General features: G+C 71.6%; 24 protein-coding genes. 11 read left to right on the top strand and 13 right to left on the bottom strand.

What is annotated here, in order from left to right; genetic code table 11:
- Positions 1 to 42 precede the first annotated feature (42 nt).
- The 4 genes from E1262_RS13520 to E1262_RS13505 are packed head-to-tail and all read right to left on the bottom strand — an operon-like array spanning position 43 to position 4,169.
- Entirely contained in the window at positions 43 to 942 is a 900-nt protein-coding gene (locus E1262_RS13520) for a carbohydrate ABC transporter permease (RefSeq protein ID WP_132103656.1), read from the bottom strand.
- Positions 939 to 1,880 (bottom strand): carbohydrate ABC transporter permease, encoded by a 942-nt coding sequence (locus tag E1262_RS13515; protein ID WP_132103655.1) that lies wholly within the window; start codon positions 1,878 to 1,880, stop codon positions 939 to 941. Before E1262_RS13515 ends, E1262_RS13520 begins: the two co-directional genes overlap by 4 nt.
- Before the next feature lie 3 nt (positions 1,881 to 1,883).
- The gene (locus E1262_RS13510; protein ID WP_132103654.1) at positions 1,884 to 3,341 is read right to left on the bottom strand and encodes an ABC transporter substrate-binding protein; all 1,458 of its coding nucleotides are present in this window, start codon (positions 3,339 to 3,341) and stop codon (positions 1,884 to 1,886) included.
- 36 nt (positions 3,342 to 3,377) lie between these two features.
- Positions 3,378 to 4,169 (bottom strand): IclR family transcriptional regulator, encoded by a 792-nt coding sequence (locus E1262_RS13505; protein WP_132103653.1) that lies wholly within the window; start codon positions 4,167 to 4,169, stop codon positions 3,378 to 3,380.
- Positions 4,170 to 4,255: 86 nt separating this feature from the next.
- On the opposite strand from E1262_RS13505, the gene E1262_RS13500 reads away from it, so the two are divergent.
- The 3 genes from E1262_RS13500 to E1262_RS13490 are packed head-to-tail and all read left to right on the top strand — an operon-like array spanning position 4,256 to position 6,935.
- Positions 4,256 to 5,425, top strand: coding sequence for a mandelate racemase/muconate lactonizing enzyme family protein (locus E1262_RS13500; RefSeq protein WP_132103652.1), 1,170 nt, complete (start codon positions 4,256 to 4,258; stop codon positions 5,423 to 5,425).
- Complete coding sequence (locus E1262_RS13495; RefSeq protein ID WP_132103651.1) at positions 5,422 to 6,327, top strand: dihydrodipicolinate synthase family protein; 906 nt, start codon at positions 5,422 to 5,424, stop codon at positions 6,325 to 6,327. The genes E1262_RS13500 and E1262_RS13495 overlap by 4 nt, the downstream gene beginning before the upstream one ends.
- Positions 6,328 to 6,341: 14 nt before the next feature.
- Positions 6,342 to 6,935, top strand: coding sequence for a DUF624 domain-containing protein (locus E1262_RS13490; protein WP_132103650.1), 594 nt, complete (start codon positions 6,342 to 6,344; stop codon positions 6,933 to 6,935).
- Positions 6,936 to 6,942: 7 nt separating this feature from the next.
- On the opposite strand, the gene E1262_RS13485 is transcribed toward E1262_RS13490, so the two are convergent.
- The 3 genes from E1262_RS13485 to E1262_RS13475 all read right to left on the bottom strand — a co-directional run bounded on the left by E1262_RS13485 (position 6,943) and on the right by E1262_RS13475 (position 11,021).
- Entirely contained in the window at positions 6,943 to 8,013 is a 1,071-nt protein-coding gene (locus E1262_RS13485; protein WP_132103649.1) for a 3-deoxy-7-phosphoheptulonate synthase, read from the bottom strand.
- Between the two features lie 297 nt (positions 8,014 to 8,310).
- Entirely contained in the window at positions 8,311 to 9,912 is a 1,602-nt protein-coding gene (locus E1262_RS13480; protein ID WP_162605890.1) for a type IV secretory system conjugative DNA transfer family protein, read from the bottom strand.
- Between the two features lie 8 nt (positions 9,913 to 9,920).
- Entirely contained in the window at positions 9,921 to 11,021 is a 1,101-nt protein-coding gene (locus tag E1262_RS13475) for a M48 family metalloprotease (protein WP_162605889.1), read from the bottom strand.
- A gap of 242 nt (positions 11,022 to 11,263) precedes the next feature.
- Here E1262_RS13475 and E1262_RS13470 point away from each other — a divergent pair, with 242 nt between their 5' ends.
- A complete protein-coding gene (locus tag E1262_RS13470; protein WP_203453837.1) occupies positions 11,264 to 12,697 on the top strand; it encodes an amidase in 1,434 nt (477 codons plus the stop codon).
- Positions 12,667 to 13,539, top strand: a complete 873-nt coding sequence (locus E1262_RS13465) for an LLM class flavin-dependent oxidoreductase (RefSeq protein ID WP_203453836.1) — start codon at positions 12,667 to 12,669, stop codon at positions 13,537 to 13,539. The genes E1262_RS13470 and E1262_RS13465 overlap by 31 nt, the downstream gene beginning before the upstream one ends.
- A 44-nt stretch (positions 13,540 to 13,583) precedes the next feature.
- Here the strand turns inward: E1262_RS13465 and E1262_RS13460 are convergent, their stop codons facing one another.
- Together E1262_RS13460 and pepN are read right to left on the bottom strand one after the other, a co-directional pair.
- A complete protein-coding gene (locus E1262_RS13460) occupies positions 13,584 to 14,393 on the bottom strand; it encodes an IclR family transcriptional regulator (RefSeq protein ID WP_132103645.1) in 810 nt (269 codons plus the stop codon).
- 67 nt (positions 14,394 to 14,460) lie between these two features.
- Positions 14,461 to 17,013, bottom strand: a complete 2,553-nt coding sequence (gene pepN, locus E1262_RS13455; protein WP_132103644.1) for an aminopeptidase N — start codon at positions 17,011 to 17,013, stop codon at positions 14,461 to 14,463.
- 123 nt (positions 17,014 to 17,136) lie between these two features.
- Here pepN and E1262_RS13450 point away from each other — a divergent pair, with 123 nt between their 5' ends.
- Positions 17,137 to 17,745 (top strand): mycothiol-dependent nitroreductase Rv2466c family protein, encoded by a 609-nt coding sequence (locus tag E1262_RS13450; protein WP_132103643.1) that lies wholly within the window; start codon positions 17,137 to 17,139, stop codon positions 17,743 to 17,745.
- 20 nt (positions 17,746 to 17,765) lie between these two features.
- Positions 17,766 to 18,245: a ribose-5-phosphate isomerase gene (locus E1262_RS13445; RefSeq protein ID WP_132103642.1), complete on the top strand. Its 480-nt coding sequence runs from the start codon at positions 17,766 to 17,768 to the stop codon at positions 18,243 to 18,245.
- A gap of 56 nt (positions 18,246 to 18,301) precedes the next feature.
- Here the strand turns inward: E1262_RS13445 and E1262_RS13440 are convergent, their stop codons facing one another.
- Positions 18,302 to 18,484: a hypothetical protein gene (locus E1262_RS13440; protein ID WP_132103641.1), complete on the bottom strand. Its 183-nt coding sequence runs from the start codon at positions 18,482 to 18,484 to the stop codon at positions 18,302 to 18,304.
- A gap of 14 nt (positions 18,485 to 18,498) precedes the next feature.
- Here E1262_RS13440 and E1262_RS13435 point away from each other — a divergent pair, with 14 nt between their 5' ends.
- A complete protein-coding gene (locus E1262_RS13435) occupies positions 18,499 to 19,308 on the top strand; it encodes an Fpg/Nei family DNA glycosylase (protein ID WP_132103640.1) in 810 nt (269 codons plus the stop codon).
- A gap of 65 nt (positions 19,309 to 19,373) precedes the next feature.
- Entirely contained in the window at positions 19,374 to 20,480 is a 1,107-nt protein-coding gene (locus tag E1262_RS13430; RefSeq protein ID WP_132103639.1) for a PP2C family protein-serine/threonine phosphatase, read from the top strand.
- Positions 20,481 to 21,252: 772 nt separating this feature from the next.
- Here the strand turns inward: E1262_RS13430 and E1262_RS13425 are convergent.
- The 3 genes from E1262_RS13425 to E1262_RS13415 form a co-directional block, all read right to left on the bottom strand.
- Positions 21,253 to 21,903: a Rid family hydrolase gene (locus tag E1262_RS13425; RefSeq protein ID WP_132103638.1), complete on the bottom strand. Its 651-nt coding sequence runs from the start codon at positions 21,901 to 21,903 to the stop codon at positions 21,253 to 21,255.
- Positions 21,904 to 21,925: 22 nt separating this feature from the next.
- Positions 21,926 to 23,539: a flavin monoamine oxidase family protein gene (locus E1262_RS13420; RefSeq protein ID WP_203453835.1), complete on the bottom strand. Its 1,614-nt coding sequence runs from the start codon at positions 23,537 to 23,539 to the stop codon at positions 21,926 to 21,928.
- Between the two features lie 102 nt (positions 23,540 to 23,641).
- The gene (locus E1262_RS13415; protein WP_132103637.1) at positions 23,642 to 24,244 is read right to left on the bottom strand and encodes a TetR/AcrR family transcriptional regulator; all 603 of its coding nucleotides are present in this window, start codon (positions 24,242 to 24,244) and stop codon (positions 23,642 to 23,644) included.
- A gap of 101 nt (positions 24,245 to 24,345) precedes the next feature.
- Here E1262_RS13415 and E1262_RS13410 point away from each other — a divergent pair, with 101 nt between their 5' ends.
- The gene (locus tag E1262_RS13410) at positions 24,346 to 24,741 is read left to right on the top strand and encodes a cupin (protein ID WP_132103636.1); all 396 of its coding nucleotides are present in this window, start codon (positions 24,346 to 24,348) and stop codon (positions 24,739 to 24,741) included.
- A gap of 121 nt (positions 24,742 to 24,862) precedes the next feature.
- Positions 24,863 to 25,216 carry a YciI family protein gene (locus tag E1262_RS13405; protein WP_132103635.1) on the top strand — a complete coding sequence of 118 codons (354 nt, stop codon included), beginning with the start codon at positions 24,863 to 24,865 and terminating at the stop codon, positions 25,214 to 25,216.
- The last annotated feature ends 1 nt before the right edge of the window (position 25,217 follow it).

Here is a 25,217-nt window from a genome sequence, read left to right as displayed (position 1 = left end):
GCACGGGGTCGGATGCGAGAGCGCGGGCGGTGCCCGCGGCGGTCAGTTCTTCACCGCGCCGGCGATGCCCTCGACGAACGTGCGCTGCAGGAACAGGAAGACGATGACGATCGGGATGGTGCTGATGCACGCGCCCGCGGCGACGCCGGTCCAGTCGGTGCCTTCCTGGCCGAAGAAGGCGAACATGCCGACACCCAGGGTGCGAAGCTCCGGAGCACCGAGGGTGAACACCAGCGGCACGAAGAACGCGTTCCAAGCGAAAACGAAGTTCATCAGTGCCACGGTGCCGATGACAGGCTTCGCGAGCGGCAGCAGCACCCGGTAGAACGTGCGCAGGTAACCGGCGCCGTCCACCCGGGCGGCGTCCTCCAGGTCGCGAGGGATGCCGGCGAAGAATCCCATGAACAGTAGGATCGGCACCACGAGTGCGGGGCCGGCCTGCGCCAGCGCGGCGCCGAGCAGGCCGTTGTTCAGTCCGAGGTCGTTGATCAGCAGGAACACCGGGATGATCGAGTAGCTGTGCGGGATGAACATCGTCACCACGAGGATGCCGATGATCACCTTCTTCCCCGGCAGATCCGGCTTGGACAGCGCGTAGCCCATCGTCGACGACGCGATCAGCACCAGCAGCACGACAGTGATCGAGAACGTGACGGTATTGAGGGTGTACTCGCCGAACCTCGCCGTCGTCCAGGCCCGCTCGAAGTTGTCGAACGTCCACTCCTCCGGGATCAGCGACAGCCCGCCCAGCAGCATCTCGCGCTGCGACTTGAACGCCGCCGAGACCATCCAGATGAACGGATAGACCCAGAGCAGGCAGAACGGGATGAGGAAGAGGTGCCACAGCTTCGGACGCAGCCGGTGCCAGCGGTTGCGCCGGTCCGGTCGGGCCACGGGCACCGGCTCCTGCCGGATCTCTCGGGCGAGTTCGGTGGTACTCATAGTGCTCCCGCCTTGTACCGGCCCCGCAGCAGCGGTCCCTGCAGCAGAGCGATCAGCAACGTCATCAGGCCGAAGACCGCGCCGGCAGCGCAGGCGAAGCCGTACCGCGGCGCCTGCAGGAACGGGTCGAACGCGAACCGGTAGATGTAGGTCGGCACCACGTCGGTCGCGTAGTTCGGCCCGCCCTGTGTCGTCGCCTGCACGAGGTCGAACGTGTTGAGGCTGCGCTGGAAGACGAGCAGCAGGATGACGATGGCCAGCGGCACCAGCATCGGCAGTACCACGTAGCGCAGCGACTGCCGTGAGTTGGCGCCGTCGATCAGCGCCGCCTCGTGGATGTCCTTCGGGATGGTCTGCAGGGCCGCGAGCCAGTAGATCAGCGTGATGCCGAAGCCCTTCCAGATGTCGATGCCGATGAGTGTCGGCAGCGCCGTCGTGGTGTCGCCGAGGAAGTTGATCGAGGAGTCGATCAGGCCCAGATCGGAGAGCGCGGTGTTGACCACGCCGCGGATCGGGTCGAGCAGCACGGCGAACACGATGCCGACGATGGCGGTCGTCGTGACCACCGGCAGGAACAGCGCCAGCCGGTACACGTTGCGGCCACGCAGCCAGGCGTTGTTCAGCAGGATCGCGAGGACCAGCGCCAGCGGCAGCTCGATGACCAGAGCGGCGAACGAGAACAGGAACGAGTGCCAGAACGCGTCCCAGAAGTCGCTCGAGCCGAGGACCTCACGGAAGTTGTCCAGGCCGACCCAGTCCGTCGGCGCGCCGACGCCGTCCCAGTCGAAGAACGCGTACCACCAGCTGGCGATGAGCGGCCAGAGCGAGAAGCCGCCGAACAGCAGGATGCCGGGGATGAGGAACGCGTAGCTCCACGCGTGGCGGCGCCAGCGCCCGGCGGCGCGAGGCCGCCGGGCAGCTGCGTACGTCGAAGCCATGGACTACTGCTCCGGGGTGTAGTTCTCGAGCGGATCCCAGTCGGGGAATGTGATGTCGTCGCTCGTCGCGGTGCCGCTCAGCTCGGCCAGCGTCTCGTCGAGGAACGCCTGGAGCTGCTGGTCCAGGCCCTGGGCGATCGGCAGGAACGGCTTGTTGTTGATGATCGCGTCGACCGCGGCATCGGTGTGCTTGAGCTCCGGCCGCTGGGCCCGGGCCCGCAGGATCTCCGCCCCGCCCTCGCTGAGCAGCATCGGGTTGGGCACCACGCGCATGGTCTCCTCGGCCGCTGACAGGATGGCGGCCTGGTCTGGGTTCTCCCGCGCCTGGTCGGCCCAGGCGCTCTCCAGCGCGGTGAAGGAGCCGAACTGCTCGTAGTAGGCGCGGTGGAAGTCCTCGGAGGCCAGGAAGTCCATGACCTTCCACGCCTCCTCCGGGTGCTCGGTCTCCGACGACATCGACCAGATCGGCTGGAACGACTGCTTCGTCGGGGTGTACGCGCCGCGTCCGTCGTCGGGCACGGGGAGCGGCGCGATCCCCATCTCGATCTCCGGGTTCAGCTTGCGGATCTCGGCGATGTGCCACGGCGCGGTCGGGTACATGGCCATGGTCCCGGCGGCGAACTCGGTGAACGCCCGCGCGCCGTCCCAGCTCTCCCAGCCCGGCACCATGACGCCGTCGGCCTGCATGCGCCGGTGCAGCTCGACCGCCTCGACCATGCCCGGCGACGCGGTGGCCGGCTGGCCCGTGCGGAAGTCGATGCCGTCCTGGACCACCGAGTACGGCGCGGCGGTCTGGGCGAGCATCTCCACAGCGACGGCCTTGCCGGACGCCGGCGCGTAGCCGAATACCTGGCCGCCGCCGTTCGCGGTGATGGTGCGCGCCATCTCCTCCATCTCGCCCCACGTCTCAGGCGGCCCGTCGTAGCCGTTCTCGCGCAGGACCGCCTCGTTGTAGACGAGGACCCGCACGTCCCACTTCCCGGAGACCAGCGGCAGTGTGTACAGCTCGCCGCCCCGGTGCAGGCCGGACGTGGACGGGTTCATCGTGCCCTCGGGGAACCGCTCGATGAACTCGTCGGTGACGAACTCCTCCAGCGAGTGGACCCAGCCGCGCTCGTACATCCGGTCGAAGCCGTCGGCCTGGGCCCGGAACACGTCCGGCGGGTCGCCCTGCTGGAACATCAGCTCGACGGCGCCCAGCTGCTGGTCGGAGGGGTTCTCGACGACCTCGACCGTGATGCCCGGGTTCTCCTCCTCGAACTGGTCGAACTGGGCCCGGTAGAACTCGCTGGCACCGGGCGGGTCGGGCACCAGTGCGACGGTGATGGTGACGTTCTCGCCGGAGGCGTCGTCGTTGCCGCTGTCGTCCTCGCCGCTGCCGACGAGGTTGCAGCCGGTGGCCGTCAGGGCGACGGCCGTTACGGCGGCGGCCCAGCGCAGCGTGCGTCGTGTGCGGGACATGGTTCTCGCGGACTCCTTTGTCGGTGAACGTGGGGGTCAGTTTCGCTCCGCCGGCGCGTGCTGAGGACCGAGGTAGCCGAGGCCGACGCTGATCGAGTCGGCCACTTCGATGACGGTGCTGGCCAGCTCGGGGTCGCCGTCTGCGAGTCCCAGCGCGGAGAGCGGGCCGGAGATCGACAGCGCGGCGACGATGCTGCCGGACTGGTCGAGGATCGGGGCCGCGACGCAGGAGCGTCCCAGCGCCAGCTCCTCGACCTCCGTGGCATAGCCGCGGTGCGCGGCCAGGTCGAGCGCGGCGTCGAGCTCGTCGTGGTCGCAGATGGTGCGCGGCGTGTAGCGGTGCAGGTCAGGGACGAGCTCCCGGCGCTGGGCCGGGGTGAGCGCGAGCAGCAGGCACTTGCCGATGCCGGTGGCGTGCAGCGGATTGCGCTGTCCCATCAGCGTGAAGGACTTCGGCGCCAGCCGGCCCTCGAAGTTGCACAGGTAGAACAGCGACGAGCCGTGCCGGATCGCGACGTTGACGCCCAGGCCCAGCGATCCCGCCAGCAGCTGCGCGGCCTGCCGGGCCTCGCGGTGCACCGGGTGCTGGTTGATGGCGACACCGGCCAGCGTGAGCAGCGCCGGGCCGAGGCGGTACAGGCTGCTGGCCGGGTCGCGCTCCACGTACTCGAGCGACTCCAGCGTCGCCAGCAGCCGCGACGCCGTCGACTGGCCCAGCCCCGCGTACTTCGCGACATCGGAGACGCGCAGCGCACGGCCGTCGAGGAAGGCCGCGAGGACGCTGGCCGCCTTCTCGACGCTCTGGTTCGTGCCCTGCTCCGATGCCACTGCCGCTCCTGATATTGAAGGCTGCGTGCACTATGTGGGAGAGTTACGCATATGTTGCATCAAGTCAAGCCCTCTCCGGATGCGCGATGTTGATTTGTGATGTCGAGACCTTCATCCTGAAGGTCGCCGCCGACGACGCGTACCTCGGGTCGCTCCGCGACGGCAGCGCGATCGGCCCCGGCTACACCGTGCGCGAGCCCTGGCGCAGCCTGTACTCCGACCGGTTCGAGACGCTGCTGGTCAAGGTGACGGCCGACGACGGCACCGCCGGCTGGGGTGAGGCGCTGGCGCCGGTGGCGCCCGAGGTGCCCGGCTTGATCGTCGACCTGCTGCTCGCGCCGGTGCTGCGCGGCATGGACGCGACCCGGCCACGGCCGGCGTGGTCCCGGTTGCGCGACCTGATGCGCGAGCGCGGCCACCTCGCCGGGTACCAGGCCGACGCGCTGGCCGCCGTCGACATCGCGCTGTGGGACCTGGCCGGCAAGCTGGCCGGGCGGCCGGTCGCCGACCTGCTCGGCGGCGCGTTCCGGACCGAGCTGCCGGCTTACGTGTCCGGGCTGCCGCGGCCGTCCGACGCCGCGCGGGCCTGGCTGGCCCGCGACTGGGCGAACCGCGGCGCCACCGCGGTGAAGCTGCACCTCGGGTACGGCGTCGAGGCCGACCTCGCCACCGTCGACGCGGTCCGCGGTGCCGCGCCGGCGCTGCGGGTGGCCGTCGACGCGCACTGGGCGTACTCGCTCACCGAGGCGCTGCGGCTGGCCGAGGGTCTGGCCGAGCGGTACGGCTGGTTCCTCGAGGCACCGCTGGCGCCGGAGGACGTCACCGGGCACGCCGAGCTGGCCGGCCGGTCGCCGGTGCCGATCGCCGCCGGCGAGTCGCTGCGGCATCGGTACGAGTTCCGGCAGTGGCTCGACGCCGGCGCCATGGCCATCGCCCAGCCCGACGTCGGCCGCACTGGCATCACCGAGGCCATGGTGATCGCCGAGCTGGCCGCGGCCCGGCACGTGCCGGTCGCGCCGCACCACTCCACCGGCCTGGCCGTGGCGCTGGCCGCCGGGCTGCACGTCGCGGCGGCCATCGAGCTGCTGGAGGTGTTCGAGTACCAGCCCGTGTCCACCGACGTCGGGCAGCGGATCCTGCGCGCGCCGGTCGCCGCCGGGCCGGCCCGCATCCCGCTGCCCCCCGGCCCCGGTCTTGGGGTCGACGTCGACGAGGAAGCCGTCCGCACGATCGCCGAGGAGAGTCGAACCGTATGAGTCACACCGTCCACGGCCTGGTCCCCATCCTGGCCACTCCCTTTCTCCCCGACGGCGCCTTGGACCGGCCGGGCCTGCGGCGGCTGGTCGAGTTCCAGCTGGCCTCCGGCGTCGACGGCGTCGCGGTGTTCGGGATGGCCAGCGAGGGGTTCGCGCTGACGCTGGAGGAGCGGCAGGAGATCCTCCGCGACGTGCGCGCCGTCGTCGGGACCGCCGTCCCGGTGGTCGCCGGGGTGAACGGGACGTCGTCGGTGACGGCGTTGGAGCAGGCCCGCGAGGCGGCGACCGGCGGCGCCGACGCGCTCATGGTGCTGCCGCCGTTCATGGTCAAACCGGGCCCAGACCAGCTGGTCGAGTTCTACGGCAGCATCGGCGAGTTCGCAGTCGCGGCCGGCACCGAGGTCATGGTGCAGGACGCACCAGGCGTCACCGGCGTCGCGATGTCGCCGTCGCTGATCGTCGAGCTGAGCAAGCTCGAAGGCGTCACGTCGGTCAAGGTCGAGGCGCCGCCGACGGTGCCCAAGGTCGGCGCCGTCGCGGACGCCGTCGCCGACGAGGACGGCGGGTTCGCGGTCCTGGGCGGGCAGAACGCGCAGTTCGTGCTGGACGAGTACGCGCGCGGCTCGATCGGCACCATGCCGGCCTGCGAGTTCCCCGACCTGCTCGGGCCGATCCTGGCGGCGTGGAACGCCGGCGAGCGGGCGCGGGCGCGCCAGGAGTTCGCGAAGCTGCTGCCGCTGATCGTGCACGGCCTGCAGCAGGGCATCGCGTGGGCGGTGCACAAGGAGGTGCTGGTGCGCCGCGGCATCATCGGGCACGCGACCGTCCGGCTGCCGGCCAAGACGCTGGACGCGGGCGGCCGCGCGCTGCTGGATGACATCCTGACGGCGTTGGATCTGTGACGCTCGGGAGGACCATGGCGGACATCGAGGTCGGCGGACGGTTCGGCCGGCTGTACGGGTACCTCGACTGGCCCGTGCGGCTGGCCGTCCTGAACCTGCTGTGGCTCCTCGGCGTGCTAGCCGGGCTGGTGTTGTTCGGGCTGGCCCCGGCGACGGCCGCGCTGTACGCGGTGCTGCGGGCGTACGTACTGGACCGGTCGCCGCGGCTGTGGCACGACTACTGGGCCGCCTGGCGGTCGTCGCTGCGGTCGTCGCAGCTCGTGCTGGGCGTGCCGATCCTGACCGTGTGGGTGGTGGTGTTCTACCTGCTGCTGTCGCGGTCGACCCCGTTGGTCTGGGGGATGGCCGTGCTCGCCGCCGGGTACCTCGCGACGCTGCTGCAGCTGCCCGCGGTCGTGGCGCACGTCGACCTGCCGGCGGTGCGGTCGTGGCAGGTCACGGCCGAGGTGGCGTGGCGGCGGCCGCTGGCGACGGTGGCCGTCGCGGTGCTGGTCGTGGTGCTGGCCGTCGGCGGCTGGCTCACGACGCCGGCCGCCGTCCCGCTGTTCTTCCCCGCCCTGCCCGCGCTGCTCGCCACGCTCACCGTCCAGCGCGGGCTTGCCACGTGACCGCCGCTCAGGCGGCTGCCGTGCGCCGGGTCCGGACCGCCGCGGCCAGGTCGCCGAGCAGGTTCTCCGTCGTCTCCCAGCTCATGCACGCGTCGGTGACGCTCTGCCCGTAGACCAGCGGCGTGCTGCCGATGTCCTGCCGCCCGGCCACCAGGAAGCTCTCCAGCATGACACCGGCGATGCCGCGCTGGCCGGCCGCGATCTGCACGGCGATGTCGCCTGCGACGACGGCCTGCCGCTCGTGGTCCTTGCCGCTGTTGCCGTGGCTGGCGTCGATGACCAGCCGCTCCGGCAGCTGGGCCTTGTGCAGCAGCGTGAGCGCGTCGCGGACGTGCTCCGGCGCGTAGTTCGGGCCGGCGCTGCCGCCGCGCAGGATGACGTGGCAGTCGGGGTTGCCGGCGGTGCTGACTGCGGCCGCGCGGCCGTCGTGGTCGACGCCGAAGAACACGTGCCCGTGCGCGGCGGCCGTGCAGCCGTCGATGGCCGCCTGGACGTCGCCGCTGGTGGCGTTCTTGAAGCCGACCGGCATGGACAGGCCGGACGCGAGCTGGCGGTGCACCTGGCTCTCCGGCGTGCGTGCCCCGATGGCGCCCCACGACACGGCGTCGGCGATGTACTGCGGGCTGATCGGCTCGAGGAACTCGCAGCCCACCGGCAGTCCGGCGCCGAGCACCTCGAACAGCAGCTCGCGGGCGATCCGCAGGCCGCGCTGCACGTCGAACGTCCCGTCCAAGCCGGGGTCGTTGATCAGCCCCTTCCAGCCGACCGTCGTCCGCGGCTTCTCGAAGTACACCCGCATGACGACGGCGAGGTCGTCACGCAACGCGTCGGCGACCGGCTTCAGCCGCCGGGCGTAGTCCAGCGCCGCCACCGGGTCGTGCACGGAACACGGGCCGACCACCACCAGCAGACGGTCGTCGTCGCCGGCCATGATGCGGCGGACGTCGGCCCGGCTGGAGCGCACCAGTGCGGCGTGCTCCTCGTCCATCGGCAGTTCGGCCAGCGTCCGGGCCGGCGGGACCAACGGCTGGAACCCGGTGACGCGCAGGTCGCCGGTGGGGGACTGGGGTTCGGACATGGGTGCAACGTCTCCTCTACGACGAGCGGGACGCCCCGTCGGATCGCCTTCGAGCCGGCCCGTCTCATGACGAAGGGCAGAGACGTGACGTCTCTGCCCTGCTGGCTCCGGGTGGTTCGTCGGTCAGCGCATGACACGCCCGGCTCCACCCGGAGCCTGCGCAAAATACGGATACCGACGGACCGCGATCACGGGTGGAACTATAGCCGGAAAGGGGCCCGCGCGTGACGGTGGGTGTGTGGACGGCCGCGGCGGCGCTGCACGGGGACGTCCTGCTGATCTCCCGTAAGCGCCCCGTCAGGCGCGCAGATTGATCAGCGTCGGGCCGGTGCGGGTGCCGTCGGAGCGGGACAGCGCGACCACGCAGTGGCCGGCCGGGATGCGGGTGACGATGTCGGACACCGTCCACCGCGGACGTTCGACCCGGCGCAGGTTGGTGCCCTTGGTGACGCCCCAGTTGCGGGTCTCGCCGTCGGAGCGGTTCCAGCCGCCGCGGCTGTCGCGGGAGCTGCCGGTGGTGCGGGCCAGGCCGGTCGCCTCGCCCTGGCTGTAGCTGACCTCGGACACCCAGTGGTCGCCGAACCAGTCGGAGAACACCTTGGCGTCGACGGGGTCGATGCCGCCGAACACCGCCTTGCAGCCGACCGAGCCGAACACCGTCGCCCGGACCTGGACCGGGAAGTCGCTGATGGTCTGCGCCAGCAGGACGAGCCCGGCGTTGTTGGACCGCAGCTTCTGCACGCCGCGCGCGACGTAGTCGTCGACGAACCGGCCGGCCTCGTCGATGGCGAGCGCCTTGAAGATGCCGCGGTTGGTGTCGGGCGCGGACGTGACCTGCACGAACTGCGACACCACCAGCCGGGCGAGGATGCGGGTGGCGTCGGGGAACTCCGCCTCGGGCAGCGACACCCGCACCCGCAGCGGTTTGTTGATGTCATGCATGCGGAAGGTGTTCTCGCGGTCGAACAGGTCCATCAGCCGTGGGCGGGCCAGCAGCTGGAACCGCTCGACCAGCGACGCGGCCGGGTCGGCGTTGCGGGCCAGTTGGTCGCGGCGGCTGTCGAGCAGCGCTTTGGCCTCCTTGCCGTCGGGGCCGCGCAGGTTCGCCTTGACCTGGTCGGTCATGCCCTGCTCGGAGCGCAGCAGCGCCAGCATCTCGCGGATCTTCGGCCACCGTCCGAACGCCAGATGGAACGGCGCCAGGCACGCGTACAGCGCGTTGCGAGAGCCGTCCATGAAGTAGGCCATGTCGTCGGTGACGTACGGCGGCAGCATGGCGCTGGCCAGCCGGTCGGCCGCGGTGTCGGGGTGATTGGTGCCGCCGTAGAGGTCGAACCCGGTGGTCGGGTTGAGCGGGTCGATGGTGACGTCGAACCAGCCCGCGTGCGCGAAGTCGTCGCCCTTGGGGTCGACGACCACGACGCTGGCCTGCCCGGCCAGCGCCGACAGCGACAGGTGCTCGACGATGGGCAGCGCAAACCCGCGCGTCTTGCCCGACCCCGGCGGCCCGATCACCAGCAGCGACGTTCGCAGGACGTCGTGGTCGATGCCGAAGTCCTGGGTCATGACGGTGTCGGCGTGCGGGTCCTGGACGGTGCGGCCGAGCCGGACCTGCCCCAGCGCGATGTTGTGCTTGGCCAGCCGCGGCACCGGGAGGTCGTGCAGCGCCGACGGGTGCGCCAGCGCCGCCGGGCCGTACCGGACGATCTCGTCGGCCAGCTGGGCCAGCGCCGCGGAATCGTCTGCACGGGCATGGAGCGCCCCGCTGATGCGGGCGGTGTCGACGTCGGACAGCCGGCCGTCCTGCACCAGGCGGTCCATCGCCACGGCGGCGTCGGGATGGGCGTCGCGCAGCACGTCCCACGGGGTCTCGCCGCGTCGGCGTCGTCGCATCGGCATGGGGTCTCCTACGCGTTCTTCCGCAGATAGGCGTCGAGCCGCTTGATGCGCGCTGCCAGCGCCGGATGGGTGCTGAACAGCCGGGCCCGCAGCACGAAGTTGCGGCGGTCGTCGTCCATGCCCTGGCGCAGCCAGTCCTCGAACACCTCGATGAGCGCGTGTCCGTAGCCGAGGTTGGCGGCGATGCGGTCGGCGCGGTACTCGCTGCGCCGGGCCAGCCAGGGCAGGATCAGCGGCGTCAGCACGATGAGCGCGACCGCCGGCGGCGCCCACGTCTGGCCGGACTGCACCGCCGTGGCCATGAGCACCGTCACGAAGAACACCACGAACAGGAGGAGCGACCAGGTGATGAGCCTCGCGATGAACGACGCGAGCGCCGGCATGCGGGCGACCACCGCGAACACCGTGGAGAAGAGCGCGACGACCAGCCGCAGCACCAGCCGGAGCACACGGGTGAGCAACCGCGCCGGCACGGAGTACCAGTAGGCCAGCAGGTTGCTCCACGGGTGCCCGCCCAGGTGGTGGCCCAGCTCGTGCGCCAGCACGGCGGCCAGGTGGTGGTGCGGCATCGCGTCGAGCGTCTTGCGGGTCACCGTGACGATGTGCCCGGACGCGGCGTAGGCGTTCAGGGCGTCGCTGTCCTCGATGAACAGCTGGTACTTGACGCCGTCGCGGCCGGCGGTGCGGGTGACCTCGTACCAGGCGTGCTCGAGCCGGTCGCGCTCGCTGGGCGTGGGCCGGCGGGCGCGCAGGAAGAACCGGGCCACCCCGACCTCGACCGGCCGGTAGAAGATCAGCACGCCGCTGAGCAGCCACAGCACCATGCAGAGGATGGGCACGACGGTGGTGTTGCCGACCAGCGCGCCGATGCCCAGCCCCACCATGCCGACCACCGTCAGGCTGAACAGGAACCACGGCAGCGCCAGGACCAGCGACGCCAGCGTGGAGAGGTCAGCGGTGCGGCGGTGCCGCAGCGGCCGCGGGGTGGTGGTGCCCGACGCCGACGACCAGCGCTGCCGCAGGCCGGTGGCCGGGGGCGGATCGGGGTCCTCGAAGCCGCCGGGCGGCCCCGTGGGACGCACGCCGGACGTCCGGCCGTCGTCGCTCATCGCCGCCTCCGATGAACTCGTACTGTCGCTGCCACGGCCCGGGGACGGCCGCGCATCTGTGAAAGTCACCATAACCGCCGGCTGTGACAACGTCCGCAAGATCATGAAAGGATCCGTTCCGGTTGATCAAGGAGAAATGCGGGTTCCCGGGCATCCGGAACCCGCATTTCTCCATGATCAACTCGTCCGGGCGTGGCCGGTCGGCCGGTCCCTGGGCGGCCAGGCGCCGTAGGGTCGAAGACGTGACACAGATCCATGAGCTGACCGGGTTGGAGCTGGCGACGGCGGTCCGCAAGCGTGAGGTGTCGCCGTCCGAGGTGGTCGAGTACACGCTGGAGCGGGCCGAGCGGCTGGACCCGTCCGTCGGAGCCTTCGTCACCATGACCCCCGACCTCGCCCGCGAGCAGGCCGCCGAGGCGGAGGTCCTGCTCCAGCAGGCGAGGTCCGACGACGAGCTGCCGCCGTTCCTGGGCGTCCCGTGCCCGGTCAAAGACCTCGCGATGGTGGCCGGCGTGCCGTTCCGGTCGGGCAGTGAAGCTCTCGGCGACTTCGTCGCGCCCGCCGACGACGGCGTCGTCGCCCTGCTACGCCAGGCCGGCACGCTGATGATCGGCAAGACGAATACGCCGGAGTTCGGCCTGCCGCCGTACACCGAGCCCGACATCGCGCCGCCGGCCCGCACGCCGTGGGACACCTCGCGGTCGGCCGGCGGGTCCAGCGGCGGGTCCGCCGCGGCGGTCGCGGCCGGCATCGTGCCGGTCGCGCACGGCAGCGACGGCGGCGGCTCGATCCGCATCCCGGCCAGCGCCTGCGGGCTGGTCGGCCTCAAACCCACCCGTGGCCGCGTCAGCCCCGGCCCGTACCGCCCGGAGGGCGCCGGCCTGGCGATCAACGGCGTGCTCACCCGCGACGTGCGCGACACCGCGGCGCTGCTGGACGTGTTGTCGCAGAACTGGCCGGGCGACCAGTACGTGCTGGCGTCGCCGGAGAGCAGCTTCCTCGACGCCTGCGAGCGCGACCCCGGCCGGCTGCGTATAGGCCTGCTCACCGAGCCGGTCATCGTCGACGGCGCGCCCGTCGACCAGGCGTGTCTCACCGCGGCCGTTCGCACCGCGCGGCTGCTGGAGGACCTCGGCCACCAGGTCGAGCCGGCGCCGGTCCCGTTCGCGGCCGAGCGCTGGGACTCCTTCGAGTCGATCTGGTCGGTGCTGGCGCTGAGCGCGCCCGTGCCGCCGGAGCATGAGCACCTGCTGCTGCCGCTGACGCGCTGGCTACGCGAGAAGGGCCGGTCGGTCAGCGGCCTCGAGTACGCGTCGGCGCTCGGGCTGATCCAGACGACGACGCGCGAGACGGCGGCCACCTGGGCCGCCTACGACGTCATCCTCAGCCCGACGCTGGCCCAGCTCCCCGCGCCGCTCGGCTCGCAACGCGACGACGCCGACCCGGCCGGCGACTTCGCCCGGCAGATGGCGTTCACGCCGTGGACCAGCGTCTGGAACCTCACCGGCTGGCCGGCCGTCAGCCTGCCGCTCGAGACGGCCGACGCCGACGGCGTGAGGCTGCCGGTGGGCGTCATGCTGGGTGGGCGGCACGGCGCCGAGGAGACGCTGCTCGCGCTGGCCGCGCAGCTGGAGGCGGCCCGGCCGTGGCGCGATCGGAGGCCGTCGACGTGGTGAGCTTCGGCTACTTCCTGGTCCCGAACGCTGCCGACCCGCTGGTGGAGATCGCCCGGACGGCGGAGGCGCTCGGTCTCGAGTATGTCGGCATCCAGGACCACCCGTACCAGCGCCGGTTCGTCGACACCATCGCGCTGTCCAGCGCGATTCTGACCGCGACGTCGACGCTGCGGGTCTTCCCGGACGTCGCGTGCCTGCCGCTGCGTCCGCCCGGCGTCCTGGCCAAGACCGCGGCGTCGCTGGACGTGCTGTCCGGCGGACGGTTCGAGCTGGGCCTCGGCGCGGGCTCGTTCTGGAACGCGATCGAGGGCTACGGCGGGGAGCGCCGCACGCCGGGCGAGGCGCTGGCGTCGCTCGGCGAGGCGATCGAGGTGATCCGCCGGCTCTGGAGCGGCGACCGCGGCCTGCGGTTCGAGGGTGAGCACTACCACCTGCGCGGCGTGCACTCCGGCCCGCTGCCGGTGCACGACCTCGGCATCTGGGTCGGTGCGTACGGTCCGCGAGCGCTCGCCCTGACCGGCCGGCTCGCCGACGGCTGGGTCCCGTCGATCAACGCCGACGTGCTGCGACGGCTGCCGGAGCTCAACGAGCGGGTCGACGGCGCCGCCCTCGCCGCCGGCCGCGACCCGTCCGGCGTGCGGCGCGTGTTCAACGTCGGCGGCACCATCACCGACGGCGTGTCCGAGGGCTACCTGGCCGGCCCGGTGTCGCAGTGGATCGACGAGCTGAGCGTCCTGGCGGCGGAGCACCGCGCCGACGTCCTGGTCTTCGGCGGCCCGCCGTCCCAGTTGCGCACCTTCGCCGAGGACGTCCTCCCCGCCGTCCGCGCCGCCGCCCCGTGATCATCAAGGATCGACCACACGATGACGTGGTCGATCCTTGATGATCATGGGGAGGGGAGCGCGGTCACCGTGGCGTGGTAGCCGAGGTTGGACGAAATCTGGTCGGCGCGCTCGATGGCGATCATCGCCAGCTCGTCCTGCCGGGCCGGCAGGTTCATCGCCGACAGCGGGCCGGACACCGACAGTGCGGCGATGATCTGGCCGGACCGGTCCCGGATCGGCGCGGCCACGCAGGCCCGGCCGAACGCCAGCTCCTCCAGCTCGGTCGCGTAGCCGCGCGAGCGCACCTCCTGCAGCGCCGCGGACAGCTTGTCGTACGACGTGATGGTGTGCGGGGTGTAGCGCGCGTAGTCGGTGCCGATCAGCCCGCGCAGCTCGTCCGGCGGCAGCTCGCTGATCAGCGCCTTGCCCATGGCGGTGGCGTGCAGCGGGCCGCCGCGGCCGATGAGCGTGGACGGCCGCGGGGAGTTGGCGCCCTCGAAGTGGCACAGATAGAAGAGGTTGGCCTCCTGGCGTTCGGCGACGTTGACGCCGAGGCCGAGTGACGCCGCGAGGTTCTGTGCGAGCTGGCGGGACTGCTGGTGCACCGGCGACTGGTTCAGCCCGATGCCGGCCAGCGTGATGACCCGCGGCCCGATGCCGTACAGGCCGCTACGCCCGTGGTGGGTCAGGTACCCGAGGTTGACCAGCGCACCGACCAGCCGCGACACCGTCGACTGGCCCAGCCCGGTGGCGGCCACCAGCTCGGAGATGCGCCGCTCCGGGTGTTCCTCGGTGAATGCGGACAGCAGCGAGAGCGCCCGCTCGACGCTCTGGGTGCCGCCGGCGGACTCGCGGGCTGCTACTCGTGGCACGTCTTTGATCCCCCACCTTGCTCGGAACCGTCATCTACATCGTAGATGAAAGCCCGCACAAAACCCGTCAGCCCGCCTGCCGGTCGCGGTCCTGCGCACGCAGCGCCCGGTCGAGGTCGGCCAGGCCCTCGACGACGAGCCGGCGGGCGGCGTCGGGCAGCTCCGCGGTCTCCAGCCAGGCGCGCACGGTCGTCGCCGTGGCGGCGTCGGCGAGCAGCCGCGGGAACAGCCCGGTGATGATCGCCTGAGCGCTCTCGCTGGTCCGTTCCGCCCACACCCGCGGGACGGCGTCGAGGTACGGCTGGACGTACGGACGTACCAGCTCGCGCTGCTCGGGGTGGGCGAAGCCGCGCACCGTCGCCGTGAGCAGCGCGTTCGGCAGCTCGTCGGACTCGACGACGGCCTGCCAGGCGGCCGCCTTCGCGGCGTACGTCGGCACCGCCGCCCGGGCGTAGGCGGCCTGCCGCTGCCCGGTGGCGGTGTTGTCGCGTTCGAGCTCGGCTTCGATGTCGGCCGCACTGTTGACACCAAGAACGACCAGCCGCTGCAGCAGCGTCCACCGCAGGTCGGTGTCGACGACCAGGCCCGGCAGCAGCGACTCGTCGCCGTCGAGCAGCGCCGCGATCTCCGCGACGTGCTCGTCGCTGGCCGCGGCCGCCACCCAGGCCCGGGTGAAGGCCAGCTGGCGGTCGCTGCTGGCCTCGGCCTTCCCGGCCAGCTGCCGCAGCGCCGCCGCCCAGCGCGACGACAGCACCGTCCGGTTGGCCGGCCAGGCGTAGAGGTCGATCGCGGCCCGGGCCGAGGCGAGCACGTGCTGCACCACGCCCATCGACGTCTCGCGCTCGATGCCGCCGAGCACCAGCTCGACGAACGAGCTGGCCGACATCTCGGCGTCGCGCAGCATGTCGGTGGCGGCGGTCCAGCACAGCGCCCGCGGCAGCGGGTCGAGCGACCCGATGGAGCGCACCACCGTTGCCAGCGAGCGGTCGTCGAGGCGCACCTTCGCGAACGTGAGGTCGTCGTCGTTGACGAGGAGCAGGTCGGGCTGGGTCTCGCCGCGCAGCTCGGCGACCTCGGTGCGCGGGCCGTCGATATCCAGCTCGATCCGGCGCCGCCGCGCCAGGGTGCCGTCGTCGGTGTAGTCGTAGAGCCCGATGGCGGCCCGGTGCGACCGGATGACCGGGTGTTCGGGCGCGGCGGTCTGCTCGACTGCCACCGACGTGTACGCGCCGGAGTTGTCGACGGTGACCACGGGCCGCAGCGTGTTCACGCCGGCGGTACGCAGCCACTGCTCGTTCCACGCCGAGAGGTCGCGGCCGCTGGTCCGCTCGAGGTGCGCGAACAGGTCGGCGAGCGAGGTGTTGCCCCATGCGTGCTCGGCGAAGTAGGCCCGCACGCCCTCGAGGAACGCGTCGCGGCCGACCCAGGCGACCAGCTGCTTGAGCACGCTGGCGCCCTTGGCGTAGGTGATGCCGTCGAAGTTGACCTCGACGTCCTCGAGGTCGCGGATGTCGGCGGAGATCGGGTGCGTCGACGGCAGCTGGTCCTGGCGCAGCGCCCACAGCTTCTCCGTGACGGCGAACGTCGTCCAGCCGTCGCTCCACCGGGTCGCCTCGGCCAGCGACAGCACCGACGCCCAGGTGGCGAACGACTCGTTCAGCCAGAGGTCGTCCCACCAGCGCATGGTGACGAGGTCGCCGAACCACATGTGCGCCATCTCGTGCAGGATCGTCTCGGCTCGCCGCTCGTAGGCGGCGTCGGTGACGCGGCTGCGGAAGACGTAGTCCTCGTGGTGGGTGACGGCGCCGGCGTTCTCCATGGCGCCGGCGTTGAACTCCGGCACGAACAGCTGGTCGTACTTCGCGAATGGATAGGCGAGCCCGAACACGTCCTCGAAGAACCCGAAGCCGCGGCTGGTGACGTCGAACAGCTCGTCGGCGTCGAGGTGCTCGGCCAGCGACTTGCGGCAGTACAGCCCGAGCGGGATCGTCTTCTCCTTGCCGACGTACTCAGAGCGCTCGACGTGGTACGGGCCGGCGACGATCGCCGTCACGTACGTCGACAGCCGCGGCGTCGGCTCGAACGTCCACCGCTTCTTGCCGTGGCTGACCCGGCCGGCCTTGCCCGGCGAGTTCGACACGACCTCCCAGCCCGACGGCGCGTCGACGAGGAACGTGACCTCGGCCTTGAGGTCAGGCTGCTCGAAGCACGCGTAGACGCGGCGGGCGTCGGGCACCTCGAACTGCGAGTAGAGGTACACCTCGTCGTCGACCGGGTCGACGAACCGGTGCAGGCCCTCGCCGGTGTGCATGTAGGCGGCGTCGGCGACCACCTTGACCTCGTTCTCGCCGGCCAGGCCGGTGAGCCGGACGCGGCTGCCGTCGAACACTTCGGCCGGGTCGAGCGCGGTGCCGTTGAGGACGACCTCGTGCACGGCAGGCGCGATGAGGTCGAGCCAGGTCTCGGCGCCTTCAGCGGCGGCGAACGTCGCCGTCGTCGTCGACCCGAAGATGGTCTCGCCGCGGGTGAGATCCAGTTCGACGGTGTACCGCACCGACGAGGGGTCGACGACGGACGCGCGCTCGCGAGCCTCGTCGCGGGTCAGGTTCGTGCCAGACATGGCGTCGATCCTGGCAGAACATCCGTCGTCGTGCTGGCCGTGGGCCCCGGGAATCGACCGTGCCGTCGCGGGGTTGGCCAGATCGAGACCTCATTGACGCGTCAATCGTGACAAGGACAGCACATGAGCGAGACGACCCCCGTCGACTTCTGGTTCGACCCGATCTGTCCGTGGGCGTGGATGACGTCTCGGTGGATCATGGAGGTCGAGCGGGTCCGGCCGATCGAGGCGACATGGCACGTGATGTCGCTGTCGTACCTCAACGCCGAGCGCGACCTCGGCGAGGAGTACAACCGGCTGATGGCCGGCAGCTGGGGACCGGTGCGCGTCGTCACCGCGGCCAAGGAGCTGCACGGCCAGGAGTGGGTCAAGCCGCTCTACGACGCCCTGGGGACCCGGTTCCACCCGGGGCACGAGCGAGACCGCGGCAAGGTCATCGCCGCCGCCCTCGACGAGGTGGGGCTCCCGGCGTCGCTGGCCGCGTACGCCGACACCGACGAGTTCGACGCCGCGCTGAAGCAGAGCCACCACGCCGGGATGGACCAGGTCGGAACCGAGGTCGGCACCCCGGTCATCGCGGTCGAGGGATACGCGTTCTTCGGCCCGGTCATGTCGCCGGCGCCCAAGGGCGACGAGGCCGGCCGGGTTTGGGACGGCGTGCGCGCGCTGGCCTCGTACGACGGCTTCTTCGAGCTCAAGCGCACGCGCACCCGGGAGCCGATGTTCGACTGACGTACGGCAGACTGGCGCCCATGCGCGTCCACGTCGGCTCCGACCATGCCGGGTACGAAGTCAAGAACCGCCTCGTCGAGATGCTCCGCGACAGCGGCCACGAGGTCGTCGACCACGGCCCGTTCGTCTACGACGAACTGGACGACTACCCGACGTTCTGCCTGCGGGCGGGCGAAGCGGTGGCGGCGGACGACGGCAGCCTCGGCATCGTCATCGGCGGCTCCGGCAACGGCGAGCAGATCGCCGCGAACAAGGTGAAGGGCGTCCGGGCCGCGCTGGCGTGGTCGGAGGAGACCGCGCGGCTGGCCCGCGAGCACAACGACGCCCAGGTGCTGGCCGTCGGCGCTCGCATGCACCCGTTCGAGGACGTCGCGGCGTTCGTGCGGACGTTCCTGGAGACGCCGTTCTCCGGCAGCGAGCGGCACGGCCGCCGCATCGCGATGCTCAGTCGGTACGAGACTGACGGCGAGCTTCCTCCGCTGCCGGCGCCGGCCGACTAGTTCTTTTCCCATGTGGGACCCGCCGCAGCCCTGGGACCCCGCGGTCGGCCGTGGGGCTAGTTCCCCTTGGGGCTGGTCCGGGGCGGCAGCGGGGTCTTCTCGATCCGCTCCAGCGCGGCCTCGACGTCGGCCGCGGCAGGCCGCGACACGTCGCGAGCCCGCAGCGCCCGCGAGACGCCGACCTGGGAACGCCGGTCGACCTGGTCGAGCTTGCGGACGCCCTTCTCGCGATCGTTCATAGGAAGGACGGTACGTGCCCGAGGGCCACACGATCCACCGGCTGGCCGGCGAACTGAGTGAGGTGTTCGGCGGCCGGGTGGTCGAGGTGTCCAGTCCGCAGGGGCGGTTCGCCGCCGGCGCCGCCGTCGTCTCCGGGTCCCGGCTGGAACGGGCCGAGGCGCACGGCAAGCACCTGTTCGTCGGGTTCGCCGGGCGGCGGTGGGTGCACGTCCACCTGGGGCTGTACGGGAAGTTCGACGTGGTCGCCGCGCCGGCGCCGGATGGCGCGGTCCGTGGTGAGGTGCGGATGCGTCTGACGACCACGGACGCCCACGCCGACCTGCGCGGCCCGACCCGCTGCGAGGTCGTCGGCGACGACGAGAAGGCCACCGTCGAGGCGCGGCTCGGCCCGGACCCGCTGCGCGGCGACGACCCGGCGGCGGCGCTGGCCCGGATCGGCCGCAGCCGGGCGCCGATCGGCGTGCTGCTCATGGACCAGTCGGTCGTGGCGGGCGTCGGCAACGTGTACCGCGCGGAGTCGCTGTTCCGCGCCGGTGTCGGCCCGGCGCGGCCGGGCCTGTCCGTGCCGCCGGCCACACTGCGGGCGATCTGGGATGACCTCGCCCGGCTGATGGAGCTCGGCGTCAAGACCGGCCGCATCGACACCGTCCGGCCCGAGCACGAGCCCGAGGCGATGGGCCGGCCACCCCGCGTCGACGACCACGGCGGTGAGGTGTACGTCTACCGGCGCGCGGGGCAGCCGTGCCTCGTCTGCGGCACCCCCGTCGCGGCCGGAAGAGCGGCGGCCAGGAACCTGTTCTGGTGCCCGAACTGCCAGCATTGACGCGCCATCGCCGGCAATTCTGTGTGATGTTCCTCCCACGCTGGCTTTGCCGCTAGGGTCCAGGTGTGACGACCCGATCGGCTGGCGTGCTCGGGCTTGCGGGGGCGTTCTTCGGCGGGCGTCCGGCCAGCGCCCTGACGCGACGGCTCCTCCGCGAGCCCGTCGTCATGGCCGTCCTGCTCGCCGCCACCCTGCTGCTCGGGCTGTCGATGGTGCAGTGGGAGTCGATCGTCCCGGCCATCGCCCTGGTGCTGCCGCTGCTGTTCGGCGGGCTGTTCGTGCCGCCGCGGGCGCTGGCCTGGCTGGTGGGAACCGTCGCGTTCTGCCTCATCGCCGGCGGCGTCGTCATCGGCGGCGGGCAGACCTTCGTGGCCGTCACCGCCGTCGTCGGCATCACCGGGGTGGTCTCGCTGGGCCTGGCCCGGTCGCGGGCCCGGCTGGGGCTGCAGGGCACCATGGGCGAGTCGATGCTCGTCGACCTCCGCGACCGGCTGGCCGCCCAGGGCCGGATGCCGCCGCTGGGGCGCGGCTGGCAGATCGACCTCAAGCACCACGCCGCCGAGCGGTCCAGCTTCTCCGGCGACTTCGCCGTCGCCTCGCGGTCCACCGACGGCCGCATGCTCGAGCTCGCGCTGGTCGACGTGTCCGGCAAGGGCCACAACGCCGGCACCCGCGCGCTGCTGCTGTCCGGCGCGTTCGGCGGCCTGCTCGGCTCACTGCCGCCGGACCAGTTCCTGCCCGCCGCCAACGCCTACCTGCTGCGGCAGCGCTGGCCCGAGGGGTTCGCGACCGCCGTCCACCTCGTCGTCGACCTCACCACCGGCGAGTACGAGGTCCGCTCGGCCGGCCATCCGCCGGCGATCCACTTCCACGCCGGCTCCGGCCGCTGGGCCACCCTCGACACCGAGGGTGGCCTGCTCGGCGTCTACGAGCAGAAGCACTACGAGCCGGTCACCGGCCGCCTGCGCCCCGGCGACGCGCTCATGCTCTACACCGACGGGCTGGTCGAGGCGCCGCGGCGGGATCTGTCCGACGGCATCGACAAGCTGCAGGGCGAGGCCGAACGGCTGGTGGCGCACGGCTTCGCCGGCGGAGCGCAGAAGCTCATCAACGCCGTCGCCTCCTCCGACGCCGACGACCGCGCCCTGCTGCTGCTTTGGCGCACGCTCTGAGTGCGTGCTTCTGTGATCATGCTCGGCTCTCCGACCTGATCCGTGCGTCCTTCTCACCTGTTGAGCCGCTGCGGTGGAGGACGACGGTCAGGGCGTCGGCGGGCGTCGGCGGCGTGGTGGGTTGTTCGGCTCGCGGGACTTGACGCGTTCGCGGGGGTTTCCGCGTTGGCTGGGGTGTGAACGTTGGCCGTCCCCCTGCTGCCCATTCTCTTGGCCGCGCACGCGCGCCTCAAGCGGACTTTGGGGGCGCTTCGCGCCGGCGATGACCGCTTGACCCGCGCGCACGCGGCCGAAGAACGGGCAGCTATCAGGGGACGGGGGAAGAGCGGGCCCAGCCCGCCCAGGCGCACCGGTGATCTGGGGACGTACGGGCGTCAGGCCCGTCCGGGCGGGACGTTTGGCCGGCGTGGTGTCCACGTGGTGAGATTTGCCGGCGATTCCGGGGCCATCATGAGGTCTTCTAGAGCATCACCACGCCTGCAAGCGTGTTGACGCTCTAGTTCTCCTGGTGATGTACGCGATCGTTGATGATCATCACTATCCACAGGCAGCAACGGCACACTGCACCACGCCGGTGCACCTTGAGGTGTGCCCAGACTCGCCCCGTCCCCCTGATTGGTGCCCGTTCTTAGGCCGCGGGGCCGCGGGTCAAGCGGTCATCGCCGCGCGAAGCGCCCAATAGTCCGCTTGAGGCGCGGTTTCGCGGCCAAGAGAATGGGCAGCAGGGGGACGACGACGTGGCGACCCCGACGCCGGTGACGGGTCGTGCGGCTCAGCGGCCCCGCGAGTAGGCGGCCACCACCTCGATCTCGACCAGCCAGCCGCCGACCGGCAGCGTGTCGACCTCGAGGTTGGTGCGCGACGGCCGGGTGGCGTTGGCGAACGAGACCGGCGCGTAGGCCGGGATCACCTCGCCGGTCACCCGGTTCACGTTGGCCATCCACTTGCGGTAGGCGCGGTTCCAGCCGTTGTAGTCGGCCCGCTCGGCGCCGGGCGGGGCCTCCAGATAGATCCGCATGCTGATGACGTCCGCCAGCGAGAGGCCCTGTGACTCCAGGTTCTCCTTGATGCGGGCCATCGCGTTCATGCCCTGCGCCTCGGTGACGGTGACGCCGGCGGGCAGCACGCCGTCGGAAAACTGGGCCGGGTCGACGTAGCGCTCCGGCGTCCCGGCCGGAGCGGCGGTGTTCAGTGCCGACGGGCCGACGCCGCTGGAGAAGTACATCGGTACCTGGTTGCCGACGGCGACGCCGCTGGCGATGAACGGGTCCGGTGCCTGCTCCGGAGCCGCGATGTTGAACCGCACCTCCTGGGGACGGGGCGCGCCGAGGCCGGTGACGGCGACGACGCTGCCGGTGATGGCGAGTGTGCTGAGGCTGGACACGAGGGCGACGACGGCCAGACGGCGGGTGGGCTTGCGCATGGTGGCGGGTCCTTTCGGGTGGTCAGGCCGCCGTGGCGGCGACGCGCTCGTGCAGGACGGTGACGACCTGGCGGGCGGACTCGAACGCGCCGGCCTGCCAGGCGATGAGGTAGCTGAGGTGGTCGCCGGCGAAGTAGGTGCGGCCGTCCGGGCGCAGCAGGTGGTCGTAGGCGACGCCGCGCCCGCCGGGCCAGTTCACCCAGCCACCGAGGCTGTAGGGCTCCTTCGGCCAGGCGACGGAGAACGAGGTCTCCAGCTCGTCGCGGTACTTCGCGCCGTGGATCTTCACGCCCTGGTCGACGGCGCGCTTCTCGCGGTCGGCGACCGGGAGGTCGGTGTACGAGCCGGAGTAGTAGCCGACGACGACGCCCTTGCGGCCGAGGAACCCCGACGACGGGTACCAGATCCCCGAGATGTCCATGTTCGTCGCGGTGATGCCGCCGAAGATCTTGTCGTCCTCCTCCCACCAGCGCCGGCCGTACTGCAGGCCGATCTTCCCGGTGTTCGCGCCTGTCGGGACGGCGAGCGCGTCCTTCGTCGCCTGGGCGAAGTTGGTCGGGATGCTCTTGAGCACCATCGGCGGGATGGTCGCGATGCAGTAGTCGGCGTCGATGGTCCGGGTCCGGCCGTTGAGGCGGTAGCTGACGCGGACACCGTCGGTCAGGTTGGTGATCTGGGTGACCGGCGCGTTGTAGGTGATGCGCCGCTTGCCGCCGACTGCCGCGGCGAGCGCGGAGGAGATGCGGTCCATGCCGCCTACCGGCTGCCACATCATCATCGCCTGGTCGAAGCCGAACTCGAAGGAGAATCGGGTGCCGAAGCGGCTCTGCAGGATCGCCGACATCGACGGCGGCGTGCCGACGACGCCCGCGTCGTGGCCGGCGCCGGGAGCGTCGACGTAGCCGCGGCGGCTGCTGCCGGTGTACTTGCCGCCGGTCAGCCCGCCGAGGCTGTTCGCCAGCTCGATCAGCCGCTCGGCGTCGTCGGTGCTGAGGACGGTGTCGAGGGCGCCCTGGTCGGCGGCCTGGGCGAGCAGTTCGGAGATGTAGCCGTAGACGTCGGCCTTGGCCTGCCGGTGGCTGACCGGCGTGCTGGCCAGCTCGCCGTAGTCGGTGGCGCCGGCGTTCTCGTGGTAGTAGAGGCTCTCGGCGTTCGCGTTGACCAGCGCCTCGATCGCGACGCCCAGCTCGCGGCAGTAGTCGAGCGTCACGTGGTGGTTCGGGATGCGGGCCGGGCCGGCGTTGAAGTAGAGGCCCTCGTCGAACCGGCACGTCTGGGTCACGCCGTCGGTGTCGGTGAGCTGGTCGCCGCGCCGGATGGACTTCGCCCGGCCGCCGGGCCGGTCGCGCGCCTCCAGCACGGTGCAGTCGTAGCCGGCCTTGGCCAGCTCGTACGCCGCGGCCAGCCCGGCGGTGCCGGCGCCCAGGATGACGACCTTCGTGCCGCGGGCGCGGACGGCGTCGGGCAGGTCGGCAGCGCGGGGCGGGGCGAAGTCCGTGGCGGCTTCGGCGGGCGAGGCGAACAGGCCGAGCGCTTCCATGCTGCCGTAGAGCGCCGAGGCGCCGCCGACGGCGCCGACGCGGGTGAGGAAGCTGCGCCTGGTGTGAGCGTGCGGTGTACCGGCGGGGATGGTCACGACTGGCCTCCTTGTCGGTCCGCCCGGGCGGGATGCCGGACGGCGCAGAGGCAGTCTCGGGACCGGTGGTTATGTCACGATTTCGGGGGAGTTAGCGCAAGATCACCGCGTGCTCAGTGCGTCCCATGCCGCCATCGTGAGGTCGACGGTGCGCAGGAGGGCCGGCCGCGTGGCGCCCTCGAGCGCTCGGACGGCGAGCCCCTGCACCTGGGCGTCGTAGTACTGCGCCAGGGCGTCGACGTCGTCCGACGGCAGCGGCTCGCCGGCCGCTGCGGCGGTCTGCAGCCGCGTGCGCAGCGCGGCCAGCCGGTCGCGGCGGCTGCGTTGCAGGTAGGCGACGACGGTGGTGTCGGACGGCGGGCAGCTCAGCGTCGCGCGGGTGAGCAGACAGCCGCGCGGCCCGCCGCGCTTGGTGAACAGCGCGACGTTTCCGCGCAGCAGCGCCTCGACGCCGTCACGGGCGGTGGGTGCGGCGGCGAGGGCGGCGAACGGCCGCCCGCCCTCGCCGGCCTCGTAGCGGTCGGCTGCCGCGCGGAACAGCGACGCCTTGGAGCCGAATGCGGCGTACAGGCTGGGGGAGCCGATGCCGAGGACGTCGGTGAGATCGGCGATCGAGGTGTCCTGGTAGCCGCGGGTCCAGAACAGCCGCATCGCGCGGTCGAGCGCCTCGTCGCGGTCGAACTGCCGCGGCCGGCCGCGTCCCATGGCGCCGTCTCCTTTCTGTGTCGATCGCTACATTAACCCCTTGACGCCGGCCGCCGCCACCGCTCAATATGTAACGACCACTACAGAAAAAGGAGCACGGCATGTCCGGTGTGCTGAAGGTGACCAGCGACGACGACCTCGAGTGGTACCGCCGCTACGACCAGGATCTGCTGCTGGCCGACGCGATCGACCAGCGGCACGACGCCGCGATGACCGTCGGGTTCGTCCGGTACGGGGCGGGGGAGTCGAACCCGTGGACGGTGTCGTACGACGAGGCGCTGATCGTGACGAAGGGCCGGTACAGCGTCGAGAGCGACGGTGTCGTGGTGACCGCCGGGGTCGGCGAGGTGATCTACCTGCGCGCCGGCACCGAGCTCGTCTACCGCGCCGAGGAGGAGTGCGAGGTGGTCTACGTGTCGTATCCGCACTGGATGGCGGCCACCGAGCAGTCCCCGTACAAGGACCGCCTAGCCGAGTTCCAGCCGGTGGCGGGTTGACGGTCGTCGGGACGTTCCCGTTGTCGTACCCCGGGTGTTGTATATGAGGGCAGCCGTCGTTCGTCGTCATGGTGAGGGCGGCACCGCGCCGCCCCGTGACGACCCGCGAAGGGGGACCGAGATGCAGTACCTGTTGCTCATCTACAGCGAGCCGGCCACGGAGGCTCCGGCTCAGGAGCAGATCGACGCCGTGATGGCCGAGTGGTTCGCCTACGACGAGGCCATTCGCAAGTCCGGCGTCTACGTCGACGGCAACGCACTCGAGCCGACGAGCACCGCCACCACGTTGCGGTTGAGGGACGGCGAGCGGGTGGTCACCGACGGGCCGTTCGCGGAGACCCGCGAGGTGCTCGGTGGCTACTACCTGGTCGACGTGCCCGACCTCGACACCGCGCTCGACTGGGCCGCCAAGTGCCCCGGCGCCAAGTACGGATCCATGGAGATCCGGCCGATCACGGTGTTCGACCAGGGCTGAC

This window comes from Jiangella aurantiaca (assembly GCF_004349105.1).
GTDB classification, from domain to species: domain Bacteria; phylum Actinomycetota; class Actinomycetes; order Jiangellales; family Jiangellaceae; genus Jiangella; species Jiangella aurantiaca.
The sequence above is the reverse complement of the archived record's forward strand: the minus strand, read 5'-3'. Positions and strand labels throughout refer to the sequence as shown.